Below are 12637 nucleotides of genomic sequence, written 5' to 3'. Positions count from 1 at the left end.
TAGGGAATAGGGAATAGGGAATAGGGAATAGGGAAAAAATTTTTAATTTTCTAGTTTTTTAATAAGACTAATAATCATTCTGCTTTCCTCTTTTAATAAATTAAGAATCATTTCTATATCTTTTTCTGAGCATAATCCTACTCGCTTAGATAAAATTAGGTGAGTTTCTAATTCATTAACTGAACCTTGCGCTATGTTTAAAAATCTTATATATTCCCCTGTATATCGTCGCCCATATCCTTCAGCTATATTAGCTGGAATTGATACTGCACTTCTTCTAATTTGTTGAACCATAGCATATAGCTCGTCTTTGGGAAAAAGTTTAGTAAGGAAATAGCACCTTTCAGAAATATCCATCCCTTTTTGCCAAATCGTTAAATCTTTAAAGTCATTAATATCTGACATTTTTCCTATTCCCTATTTCCTATTTCCTATTTCCTGTTCCTGTTCCCTATTTCCTATTTCCTATTTCCTATTTCCTATTTCCTGTTCCTATTCCCTATTCCCTATTCCCTATTTCCTATTTCCTGTTCCTATTCCCTATTCCCTATTCCCTATTCCCTATTCCCTATTCCCTATTCCCTATTCCCTATTCCCTATTTCCTGTTCCTATTCCCTATTCCCTATTCCCTATTCCCTATTCCCTATTTCCTGTTCCTATTCCTATTCCCTATTCCCTGTTCCCTGTTCCCTGTTCCCTGTTCCCTGTTCCCTGTTCCCTGTTCCCTTCTTTTGTAAAAATACTTAACAAAAAAAGGCGATTTTTGTTTTAATTATTTACATTATTTCAATTTGTAACTATTGTGTACAACCCCAAGGCATATTCCTCTAGACTAGGTTTCCATAGAAATATCAAACATTGAAAATGGAGACAAGGACAAATGCCTACGGTAAATTTGTGTTGCCATGAGTTTGTAGTTGCTATTTCCTCGATCGCTTGTATTGTTGGTATCTGGTTATTGAAAGACAACAATCAAGAAATAGACAATTTCCAAGAAACAGAAGAAAATCTGTTAAGAATGAGCTTTGCTTACTGGTTAGTATACTGTATCGCTTTTGCTATCGAAAAAGTATTTTTATTTGATTGGGAAATCGTAGTTGTCAGTTTGAGAATTACTATAGCTTTGTCATATTTCTTAACATTTTCTTGTATTCTTAGTTTACCGTTACATAAATTTGCAGTTCATAGAATTGAAGAGTAATAGAAAGTCACAGTTAGTTAATTCTCATCGCGATCGCGATCGCATTTTCTAGTTCATCCTGGAGTAAAGTTGTCAGGATAAATACCTCTTGTACAGTCTTACCCTGACGGGCAATGATTTTATAACCACCGCGAATGGGTACTGAGACACGCAAAAGCATTTTTGGTGCATGACCTCTGACTCTACCAATTACCGCAGGTGTCACAGTGCCAATACCGTCATGTTGACACAAGCGTTCTAAAATAGGAATAAGTCCGGGAATATGGGTAGAGTGATTCCAAACAAGTCTACCATCGGTGGGTTTAGGCATAGTAATTAAGCTGCTTCCAGAGGAGCCATTGTTAACCCAGCCCGACGCAGTTGTTGGTGATATAGTTCTGCTTGTTCTTGAGGTCCTGTCCAGACTATAGCTTGTCCTTCATAGTGAACCTGATTAGTCAAATCCCAAGCGCGATCGCCCGACATTCCCGGAATATACTTCATTAAACACTCAGCTACGTGCTGGAAAGTATTGAAATCATCATTCAACACAATCACCTTGTAATTAGGATAAGTTTTCCGAGTGACTTGATTAACCCGATCTGGTGTCACTGTTGGCGCTGCTGCCATACTATACACATCTGCAAGTTTGGTCATCATAGATAAATAAGTCAAAAACGACGTTTTACAAACTAATACTACAAATAACTAGTTTAATCCATTGTTGGCTGGGAGTCAGTTGTCAGTTGTCAGTTGTCAGTTGCAAAAGAATATTTTTCTCTCCTACTTCCCCTGCTCCCTGCTCCCTGCCCAACGAGTATTTTTAACACAAACCTACTTACTTCTCCTATATTGATTTTTGCTCTCTTGTGGTGTAATGTCTAAAAATCCCCTTGCCACAATTTCAACTTTCGTTGCTGACATTTACAAAAACGATTTTTTACTTAATACAGCACGACGTAAATCAACCACCCATTTCCAGTTTGAAAAAAATACCTATTTTTCGAGGCATTTCTAAATGCGTGATCCCAATAAGAATCATATCAAAATCGATCCGGCAACTCTTGTCCTAATTGTGTCGGCTCTGATATTATTACCATTATTACTTGCTGGTTTTTTGGGGCAATAAGCTATGCACAACATCAAAGATTAGGTAGTTTGTCCTTAAAAATTGTCGTTATGACGAGGAAAAAGAAGCAAGTTTTGGGAGATTTTACTTTTCTTTCCAGATTTTGGTGATCTCAAGTCCACCAACTTATTAGCCCCAATTCATACCCTGCAAGTAATTCACCCTAACATTCAAATATCAACATTGATATTTTCTATCTGTCTAGCGGCTTTATCCCATCGTTTTGCAGATTCCTCATCATTCCAGTGAGTTCTCAGATTTTCCGCTTTTTTATGGCATATACGCTCTAGCATCTCTAAAATTGCCCCAAGCGTCAACTGCTCAACTAAACCTTCTAAAATACTCATGTATTCTTTCATGACATATATCCCTTTAACTTCTACTTTGAATTGAGGGAATTCTTCAATATTGCTGGGTTTAACCTCAACACAAGAAGTATAAATTCTCGTCAATTGCTTGTGACTTTTATGTATACCACCGAATGAAGGTGAAATGTGCTGTTCTTCTTGATTCTCTACATTTGTGATTAATGGGGTTGTCGCCTAATACTTGCGTTCCTTGGGTTCAAACATAGTAATTGTCACTGGACGATATTGAATATCAATTCCTGTGGGTGAATAATAAGCCATTGTGTGTTGCAAAAAGTTGATATCATCCCTTTGAGAAAAGTCCTCTCGGAAATGTGCGCCGCGACTTTCTTGGCGATTCAGGGCTGAAGCCAAAATGGTTTGTCCTACTACCATTAAACTTTGCAGTTCTAAGGCTTCGACTAATTCTGTATTCCAGCTAGTACCTTTGTCATCTAAATATATTTGTGAATATTGCTGTTGTAATTCGGCAATTTTATCCAATCCCTGACCCATTAATTCGGCGGTACGGAAAACGCCGCAATATTCAGTCATATTATCTTGGAAAGCTTGACGAATTTGATTAATGCGGTATTTTCCTGGTTGTTCTATCAGAACTTGAATTTGTTGTTGAGCTTCCTTGATATACCGTGTTTCATCTATTGATGGTAATTGGCGATTTTGGACATAATTAGCGATCGCTGCCCCAGTCCGTTTGCCATAAACTACACATTCCAATAGAGAATTACTACCGAGACGATTAGCCCCGTGGACAGAGACACAAGCACTTTCCCCAGCGGCAAAAAAGCCTTCGACAAAACCATCTTCACTATTACGAACTTGTCCATCAGTGTTAACAGGAATACCACCCATACAGTAATGAATAGTGGGACGGACAGGCATAGGTTGAGTGACAGCATCTACACCGACTAAACGATGGGCTTCTTCCCAACAGAAGGGAACACGACTCATGATTTTTTCCTTACCCAGGTGGCGCAAATCCAGATAGACAAAAGGACCGCCTGGACTACCATCAATATTCACACCGCGACCAGCCCGGATTTCATAAGCGATCGCTCTTGAGGTAATATCACGGGGGGCTAATTCCATACGACTGGGGGCGTAATTGGCCATAAAGCGATCGCCTGTGGAATTAATTAAATATGCCCCTTCTCCGCGCACAGCCTCAGAAATCAGCACGCCCACAGGATACAACCCCGTAGGATGAAATTGCACAAATTCCATATCTTCCAAAGGTAAACCAGCCAAAGCCGTCATCGCCAAACCGTCACCAGTGGAAGCATAATCATTAGAAGTCGTGTTATAAACGCGACCATATCCCCCCGTGGCAAACATCACAGCTTTCGCCCGTAACACCTCAATATGCCCATCCAAGAGATGAAACATTACCACACCCTTAGCCTGACCATCCTCTAAAATCAGGCGCATTACATACCATTCTTCGTAAATTTGCACACCATAACGGCGCAAATTATTGACCAACTCATGTAAAATCGCATGACCGGTTTTATCAGCCGCGTAACAAGTGCGATTGTGAGAATGGCCACCAAAAGCCCGTTGAGCAATCCGTCCATCTGGTAAACGAGAGAATAAAACCCCTAGATGTTCTAAATCAATCACCACATCCGGTGCTTCTTGGGTTAAAATTGCTACAGCATCTTGATCAGCCAAATAATCCGAACCCTTGACAGTATCAAAAGCGTGGGCTTCCCAACTATCTGTATCATCAACATTTTTTAAAGCAGCCGCCATACCACCTTGAGCAGCTACCGAATGAGAGCGTATCGGGTGAGTTTTGGCAACTACCGCTACCTTTAAACTAGGATCGGTACGGGCAATTTCCACCGCCGCCCGACATCCCGCTAAACCGCCGCCAACAATAATTACATCATGTTCTAGCATTATCAATCACCGAGATAAAAAAATTCCCTGTCTACAGGACAGGGTAATAAGAAAATTGTAATTTGGGAAAATTCCCTTTAATTAATTGCTTGTATGGGAGTTTGTCGGGACATATTGCTTTTTGCTGGTTGGCTTTGGGTCTCCGGTTCTACAGCATTGAGTTCAATATTATTTAATAAAGTCGTCACAAACGCAAAAAGCAGAAAAGGTAGAGATAATAGAACAACAAGACCTACTGTAGCCAAAGCGTATACTGGTCGCTTTGCCCCCATTAAGGCTAAAGCTGATGCCAAGCTAATAGTAATCGTGATTAACCAAACGATAATTTGGCCGTAGATATCACCGAAAGTTAAAGTGCAAGCAAACCGATAGTTTTGAATATTATCTTTGTTCATTTTAATTGGTCTCAATTCTTTTCTATAGCTTCTACCTTAGAGCTATGTTTGCCAGGAGAACAATTTCTCAATATTTTTCCAAGCTTTGTAATATTACTTTACATTCTGTCTGGGCGACCGTTCCCTCTCTCCACTACGCGATGCTATTCGCAAACCATAGTTAGTCCCGGATTAAAAATTTAAGTATGCTTATGTATATTTACTGTTTAAATAAGCATTTATTCCCGTCTTCCAGTTAAAATGGGAACACGGTTAACAAGTGACTCGTCTTCTGGTTATACATAGCTATGACCTCACCCACAATTCACTGTAAATGTGTTAGTATGTGTTTTATTTTACATATTTTTTAGTAGTAAAAGCATTTATGTAACCCCTTAACAAGATAAGTACCTGAGTAAAATTAATTGCATATTTTTGGAACAAATACAAATCCCTGTATTGCTTATCTGTTCCCTCTCCTAAATGTACAATTTATTTTACACGACTACTTACAACTTTGAGTACCTAATGGGAAAATATCAACAAAACTGGATTTTACTGCGTAAATTGTTATTAATGCTGTGTATTCCCTAAATGTTCCCTTTAATCCTATCATGCCGATGAGGTGATGAATAGTGATTTCAAGAGGAATAGGGCTTTGACAGCGATGGATTTTCACATACTCATTACTTGTTCATAATTGCCAGATTGAATAACTAATCAAAAGGATATTTGACCATGAAATTGATTCAGAGAACTCTATTTTCCTTAGCATTTTCTGTAACTTTATTTTCTCAAATAGGTTTAGTTCAAGCTCAGTCATTCTCCAAACTCAAACCTTTACAAATCAGTCAGAAATTTAAACCGCGAGTAGATAATAAACCGAACCCAGTTACAGATGGAGGAGCTACTAGAGGAAGATCATGTCTGAAAAAGCCAGAATCACTAATACCTTTAACTCCAGCAAATATAGTTGGGACAACTGTATCTGAGCGTCCTACTTTCTTCTTGTATGTACCTGATTCCACAGCTACAACCCTCGAATTTAATATTTTTGCTACTGGTGAAACTGAAAATTTATATGAAGGTAAATTGCCTATGCCTAAAGAATCGGGAATTATTAGCTTTACGTTACCTGAAAATGCACCTCCCCTGAAAATTAATCAAACTTATCAATGGTCTATCAGCATGATTTGTAATAATGAAGACTTTAGCGCCAATCCTCGTATCAGTTCCTGGATAGAACGAATCGAAGCTGATTCTTCTTTATTAAAAAATCTGGAAAGCTCTAATTCCCGAAATCTAGCGGCTATTTATGGAGAAGCAGGAATTTGGAATGAAGGACTAAATGCGATCGCTAAACAACGCTGCATTGAACCAAATAACTTATTAGTTAGGATGAAGTGGAGACAATTTTTAGAATCAGCGGGATTGAATGAAATGATATCTAAAAAATTAATCAATTCCTGCTCGGTGAATAATAGATAATATATGCAAGAACTATTGATCAGCAAACTCTGGCAATGGCGGGGAGTATTAATTGCTATTTCTAATGCTACAGTTATTGTCACCCTGATCAGGTTGACAGGCTTACTTCAATTAGTTGAATTAACAGCTTTAGATCAATTTTTTCTCCTCCGTCCCAAAGAGCCAGTTGATAGTCGCGTCGTTATTGTAGCAATTGATGAAAAAGACATTGAAAAACAAGGACAATGGCCTATTTCTGATGCTGTATTGGCCAATTTATTAGAGAAAATTAAGCAGCAAAAACCTAGAGCTATTGGTTTAGATATTTATCGAAATTTAAAGGTTGATCCTGGAAATGAATCTTTAACTAAAGTATTTTCATCGACTCCTAACTTGATTGGTATCCAAAAAGTTTTTAAGAATGAGGATAATTCACCCATTAAACCACCATATATTCTTGAGAAAAAGCAACAAGTAGGAGGAAACGATTTAATTCTCGATGATGATGGTAAAGTCCGCAGAGGATTACTTTACCTGTTTTTAGACAATGGTGATGTGTTAGAAAGCTTATCTCTAAAATTGGCATTGTTATATTTACAGCCAGAGGGAATTACAGAAGAAGCTGCCAAAACTAATCCAGATTATTTACAATTAGGGAAGGTTGTTTTTCCTCGATTTACAGCGAATGATGGTAGTTATATAAGAACGCGAGAAGGAAGCTATCAAGTTCTTTTAAATTATCGAGGAAGTGTAGAAAAGTTTCCTACTGTTTCTTTAACACAAGTTTTAGAAAATCGGATTCCCCCAGATTTTATGCGGGAAAAAGTGGTGTTAATTGGGTCTACTGCGGGAAGTTTAAAAGACCTATTTTACACACCTTATACTAATAAAGTATTCGCTACTCCACAACGAATGCCGGGTGTAACAATTCACGCAAATTTAACTAGTCAAATTTTAAGTGCAGCCCTAGACGGTCGTCCATTAATTAAGACTTGGAATGACCCATGGGAATATATCTGGATATTTAGTTGGTCAACTATTGGTGCTATTGTCAGTTGGCAATTACGCTATAGTTATCGCCTCTTGGTAATTGGTATTATTTTGGCAGGTGGTTTTTTAGTTAGTGGTTGTTTTTTATTATTTATATTTGGTTGGTGGATTCCTGTAATTCCACCACTTTTAGCATTAGCTGGATCAGCAATGGTTATTACCCAATATGTGGCTAGTAATGCAACCAGTATGCAAAAGACTTTTGGACGTTATTTAACAGATGAAGTAGTTAATAATTTATTAGAAAATCCGGCTGCTTTGAAATTGGGAGGAGAGAGGAGAAAAGTCACAGTTTTAGTATCTGATTTAAGAGGGTTTTCCTCAATTTCTGAAGAATTTTCCCCCGAAGAAGTGGTTAAAATTCTCAATTTGTATCTAGAGGCTATGACTGATATTATTCATCAATATAAAGGGACAATTAATGATTTTATGGGTGATGGCATTTTGGTGATGTTTGGTGCGCCAATTAGTCGTGAAGATGATTCCCAGCGAGCGATCGCCTGTGCGGTGGCGATGCAGTTAGCAATGAAGCAAGTAAATAACACAAATCAAGCTATGAATTTGCCAATCCTGGAAATGGGTATTGGTATTAATACTGGTGATGTGGTTGCAGGTAATATTGGTTCTCAAAAACGTGCAGAATATACTGTTATTGGTGGTCATGTGAATTTAGCAGCGCGAATTGAGTCATATACAGTGGGAGGGCAGATTTTTATTTCTGAGCATACTTATCATGATGCTGATATTGATTTGCGAATTGATAGTGAATTGGAAGTAGAAGCTAAAGGGATAAAATACCCTGTTAATTTATATGAAGTTGGTGGTATTGGTGGGGAATATCAGCTATTTTTGCCGACGGAAGAAGAAAGTATGGTCAGTTTGAGTGAGGAATTATTAATTGAATATATGATATTACAAGGGAAGCACGTAGATGGAGAATTGTTTGCTGGTACATTGGTAGGACTTTCTGAACATGGCGCACAACTGAGTTCTAACCATTCCTTAGAAAGATTAAGTAATATTAAAATCAAATTATTGACAGATACGGCTTTATGTGATGAAGAGCCAGATATATATGCAAAAGTAGTTAAAAAATCTACTGTTGACGAAAATTATTTTTTGCTTCGATTTACAACTCTTCCCCAAAAAGCGATCGCCCGATTGAATAAAATCCGGGAAATCAACATGAATTCATGAGGTATTGATCTAATTATCTCTGTGATTTCACTCATGTTAATGCACCTACAAATCTGCTTTGATATTACTAAAGTTTATTCATATATAAAAAATGCTGGCTAGAGTCTGGAGTGCATCTATTGTTGGGATTGACGCGGTTAAAGTTGGGGTGGAAGTTGATGTTTCTGGAGGTTTACCAGGAATTGTGATTTTGGGTTTACCAGATTCGGCTATTCAAGAATCTAAAGAACGGGTGAAAGCAACTTTAAAAAATGCGGGTTTTGCTTTTCCCATGCGGAAAATTGTTATTAACCTAACTCCCGCAGATTTAAGAAAGGAAGGACCGGCTTTTGATTTACCAATAAGTGTAGGAATTTTAGCAGCTTCTGAACAAGTTAAGGCTGATTTGTTGGGAGATTTTTTATTTTTAGGTGAAGTATCTTTAGATGGTAGTTTACGTCCTGTTGCTGGTGTTTTACCTATTGCTGCAACTGCACAAAAAATGGGAATTTCTGGTTTAGTTGTTCCTGTTGATAATGCCCAAGAAGCGGCTGTTGTTGAAGGTTTGGCGGTTTATGGTTGTAATCATGTTGCTGATGTGGTGGATTTATTAAATAATCCCAGAAATTATAAACCTGTCCAGTTAAATCAAACAATTGAAACTGCTCAGGAAACATTTTTAAATTTAGCAGATTTGCAAGATGTCAAAGGACAAGCTCATGCACGAAGAGCTTTAGAAATTGCGGCTGCGGGGGGACATAATTTGATTTTTGTGGGACCACCAGGCAGCGGAAAAACGATGTTAGCAAGACGTTTATCGGGGATTTTACCACCTCTAAGTTTTTCGGAATCTTTGGAAGTAACACGGATTCATTCTGTGGCTGGATTGTTGAAAAATCGTGGTTCTTTAGTGCGCGATCGCCCTTTTCGCAGTCCTCACCATTCCGCATCGGGTCCATCTTTGGTTGGTGGTGGCACTTTTCCCCGTCCTGGCGAAATTTCATTATCCCACAGAGGTGTGCTTTTTCTCGATGAATTAACAGAATTTAAAAGAGATGTTTTAGAGTTTCTGCGTCAACCTTTAGAAGATGGTTATGTAACGATTTCTCGAACTAAACAATCGGTAACTTTTCCAGCACAATTTACATTAGTAGCCAGCACAAATCCCTGTCCTTGCGGTTATTATGGCGATACAATTCAAGGATGCACTTGTTCCCCTCGACAACGAGAACAATATTGGGCAAAGTTGTCTGGTCCATTAATGGATAGAATTGATTTGCAAGTGGCAGTAAATCGGTTGAAACCAGAAGAAATTCTGCAACAACCAACGGGAGAATCATCAAAATCTGTAGCGGGACGAGTCCAAAAAGCCAGAGAACAGGCTACAATTCGGTTTCAGGAACAAGAAAATCTGCAATGTAATGCCCAAATGCAAAGTCGTCATCTTCAGAAATGGTGTAATTTAGATGATGCTAGTCGCAATTTATTAGAAGCTGCAATTAGGAAATTAGGGTTATCTGCAAGAGCAAGCGATCGCATTCTCAAAGTAGCAAGAACTATTGCAGATTTAGCAGGAGATGAAAATCTCAAACCCCAGCACGTAGCGGAAGCGATTCAATATCGGACAATTGATAGAATGCAATAGCAGAAATTAAAGAGGGTTAGGAGAAGGTAATTGGTGATTGGGAAGAAATAATAGTCTCGAATCTGGGTTATTTAAGAGTTGATAATTGTCAATTGTCAATTGTCAATTGTCAATTATCAATTATCAATCGGTGTTATTTGCAAAAAAGGTAAAAGTTCTTTATTTAACCTACCGATGCGGACAAACTCAGCATAGGTATCGGCTTCAATTGCCAATAGTTCCCCTCTTAATTCTTGGGTGGTAAATTCTTGTAAATTTGGGTATTCATCAAGTAATTTGTCTATTTTTTCTTGCCAACGGGCAATTTCTCCGGCAAGAAGTTGTTTTTGATAGTCATAAAACTCCGGCTGAATTCCGGGACGCTTCTGCACTGTTTCTAAATATTCCAGCGCCCTTTGGAGAGCAACTTGACGGGTAATTGCTTCCATATATTCTTGACGTAGCGGTTGCGAACCTAAAAGTTGGAGTCTTTCTAATAATGGTTGAGTAGTTAAACCTTGTACTAAGAGTGTAAATAAAACCACTCCAAATACTGTGGCAATCATTTCCTCTCTGTGGGGTAATGTCGCTGGTACACTCAAAACCAGGGCAATAGAGACAGATCCCCGCAAACCTCCCCACGACAGCACAGTTTGTTCAGGTAAAGAAATGTTGGACTTAGCTAACCAGTTGCTAAGACTACTTAAGCCATAAATGGATACTGCACGTGCCAAAATCAAGGCAGCGATAGTGATGGCAATAGTTTTGAGATTATTTCCTAAGACATCAAAACGGATTTGATCACCAATTAACAAAAACACAATTGAATTGACAAAGAAAGCTAAAAATTCCCAAAATTCGGAAACGATGATCCGTGTCCGTGGATTCATGCCAATCCGTGAGCCAAAGTTGCCTAAAATTAAAGCTGTGGTGACAACTCCAATTACTCCAGAACCACCTAAATGTTCTGTAATAAGGTAAGTGCTGTAGGCAGAAACTAGGGTGAGAGACTGTTCTACTAGTGGTAAGTCAAAACGTTGTGTCAGATAGGAGATCCCAAACCCAATTAGTCCACCTATGCCGATACCAATGCCTACTACCTGAAAAAATTCTAATAAAGCCGATTGTACGTCTAGTGTGGTAGTACCTAATGGCAAGGCTACTAATAAGCCAAAAGCCACAACCGCCATACCATCATTAAATAAGCTTTCCCCTTCCATCAATGTTGTCAGACGGTTGCTTGCGCCTAGTTCCCGAAACAAAGCCGTTACAGAAACTGGATCAGTTGCTGATAGACTAGCTCCTACTAATAGAGCAATACTTAGTTCTAGTCCAGCAAATTGATTCAGACCTAGTGCCACTCCAGCAATAGAAATGACTACCCCAATCACTGCATACAAACAAATCGGGACTAAATCTTGCTTTAAATCTGACCATTTCAAGTTCCAAGCAGCTTCAAACAGCAGTGGTGGCAAGAAAATCATCAAAATCAATTCTGGGGAGAGATTCACCAATCGCACATTGACAAATGCTAACCCTAATCCCACGATTACCAGGAGTAGGGTGTAAGGAATGCGGCGAAACCAACTAAAAACTTGAGGTAGTGTCGCTACACCCAGAGATACAGAAAGTACAAGTAGAAATTGCTTGAGTTGTTCTTCGATTACGATTTCTTCCATTGCCCACTCTAATGCCATAATGGTATTCAATTGAGTAACTAGATATAGTTAATGCACTCATTATTTATATTATGAGTGATTTAACGGACATGATATAAAATCAAGATTAGGATATTTAACATATTGCCTCTTGCCAATTTCTCAATTACCAATTACCAATTACTATGGATTACTAATTATATGCCAATGGTGTTGAGGTTATATCTATGTTTACGAACTTACTTAAATTTATACTCGGTTTTGTTTTGGCGATCGCAGTTTTATTGGGTACTGGCTTGACAGTTGCTCTCTATTTTGTCAATCGCACCGCTGTAGCCCCTCCCAAACCGATGTTTGCTAATGATAATCCCTCTAGTAATACTCCCAAACCTAAAGCTAGTGTAAAACCTCTAGCAGGTGGAAAAGCTACTCCCAAATCTAGCCCTAAGCCTAAACCTACCCCTACACCCACAGAATCGTCTGATTCATTACCACCAGGTGCTTACCAAGGAACGGTTACTTGGCCGCAAGGGCTAAGTATTCGCTCAGAACCAGATGCAAATTCTCAAAGTACAGGTGGGGTTGCTGGGAATAAAGAAGTGATAATTTTAGAGGAAAGTGCAGATAAAAAATGGCAAAAGATTCGCATTCCTGATACTAATCAAGAAGGATGGGTTAAAGCAGGTAACATTAAGCGTTCTGAGTGAA

The 12637-nt window shown here is 38.5% G+C and carries 12 protein-coding genes; 5 read left to right on the top strand and 7 right to left on the bottom strand.

The window, feature by feature from the left end; translation table 11 throughout:
- Positions 1-42: 42 nt before the first annotated feature.
- Positions 43-405, bottom strand: coding sequence for a four helix bundle protein (locus FJR04_RS25990; protein WP_217359537.1), 363 nt, complete (start codon positions 403-405; stop codon positions 43-45).
- 476 nt (positions 406-881) lie between these two features.
- Here FJR04_RS25990 and FJR04_RS25555 point away from each other — a divergent pair, with 476 nt between their 5' ends.
- Positions 882-1202: a hypothetical protein gene (locus FJR04_RS25555; RefSeq protein WP_168500163.1), complete on the top strand. Its 321-nt coding sequence runs from the start codon at positions 882-884 to the stop codon at positions 1200-1202.
- Positions 1203-1215: 13 nt separating this feature from the next.
- Here FJR04_RS25555 and FJR04_RS25550 read toward each other — a convergent pair whose 3' ends face one another.
- The 5 genes from FJR04_RS25550 to FJR04_RS25530 all read right to left on the bottom strand — a co-directional run bounded on the left by FJR04_RS25550 (position 1216) and on the right by FJR04_RS25530 (position 4975).
- A complete protein-coding gene (locus FJR04_RS25550) occupies positions 1216-1512 on the bottom strand; it encodes a DUF2103 domain-containing protein (RefSeq protein ID WP_168500161.1) in 297 nt (98 codons plus the stop codon).
- Between the two features lie 5 nt (positions 1513-1517).
- On the bottom strand, positions 1518-1841 hold the full coding sequence (gene clpS, locus FJR04_RS25545) for an ATP-dependent Clp protease adapter ClpS (RefSeq protein ID WP_168500159.1): 324 nt from the start codon (positions 1839-1841) through the stop codon (positions 1518-1520).
- A gap of 639 nt (positions 1842-2480) precedes the next feature.
- Positions 2481-2669: a hypothetical protein gene (locus FJR04_RS25540; protein ID WP_168500221.1), complete on the bottom strand. Its 189-nt coding sequence runs from the start codon at positions 2667-2669 to the stop codon at positions 2481-2483.
- Positions 2670-2852: 183 nt separating this feature from the next.
- On the bottom strand, positions 2853-4580 hold the full coding sequence (locus tag FJR04_RS25535; protein WP_168500157.1) for a succinate dehydrogenase/fumarate reductase flavoprotein subunit: 1728 nt from the start codon (positions 4578-4580) through the stop codon (positions 2853-2855).
- 77 nt (positions 4581-4657) lie between these two features.
- Positions 4658-4975, bottom strand: coding sequence for a hypothetical protein (locus FJR04_RS25530; RefSeq protein WP_168500155.1), 318 nt, complete (start codon positions 4973-4975; stop codon positions 4658-4660).
- A 717-nt stretch (positions 4976-5692) separates the two neighbouring features.
- On the opposite strand from FJR04_RS25530, the gene FJR04_RS25525 reads away from it, so the two are divergent.
- The 3 genes from FJR04_RS25525 (at position 5693) to FJR04_RS25515 (ending at position 10292) form a co-directional block, all read left to right on the top strand.
- Positions 5693-6442, top strand: a complete 750-nt coding sequence (locus FJR04_RS25525) for a DUF928 domain-containing protein (RefSeq protein ID WP_168500153.1) — start codon at positions 5693-5695, stop codon at positions 6440-6442.
- A 3-nt stretch (positions 6443-6445) separates the two neighbouring features.
- Positions 6446-8668, top strand: a complete 2223-nt coding sequence (locus FJR04_RS25520; RefSeq protein ID WP_168500151.1) for a CHASE2 domain-containing protein — start codon at positions 6446-6448, stop codon at positions 8666-8668.
- A 91-nt stretch (positions 8669-8759) separates the two neighbouring features.
- On the top strand, positions 8760-10292 hold the full coding sequence (locus FJR04_RS25515; RefSeq protein WP_168500149.1) for a YifB family Mg chelatase-like AAA ATPase: 1533 nt from the start codon (positions 8760-8762) through the stop codon (positions 10290-10292).
- 116 nt (positions 10293-10408) lie between these two features.
- Here FJR04_RS25515 and FJR04_RS25510 read toward each other — a convergent pair whose 3' ends face one another.
- Positions 10409-11968 carry a Na+/H+ antiporter gene (locus tag FJR04_RS25510; protein ID WP_168500147.1) on the bottom strand — a complete coding sequence of 520 codons (1560 nt, stop codon included), beginning with the start codon at positions 11966-11968 and terminating at the stop codon, positions 10409-10411.
- A gap of 188 nt (positions 11969-12156) precedes the next feature.
- Here FJR04_RS25510 and FJR04_RS25505 point away from each other — a divergent pair, with 188 nt between their 5' ends.
- Positions 12157-12636 carry an SH3 domain-containing protein gene (locus FJR04_RS25505; protein WP_168500145.1) on the top strand — a complete coding sequence of 160 codons (480 nt, stop codon included), beginning with the start codon at positions 12157-12159 and terminating at the stop codon, positions 12634-12636.
- Position 12637: the final 1 nt, after the last annotated feature.

Origin of the sequence: Anabaena sp. UHCC 0204 (assembly GCF_009711975.1) — a bacterium.
Classification (GTDB): domain Bacteria; phylum Cyanobacteriota; class Cyanobacteriia; order Cyanobacteriales; family Nostocaceae; genus Dolichospermum.
This window is presented reverse-complemented; position numbering and strand designations above follow the sequence as displayed.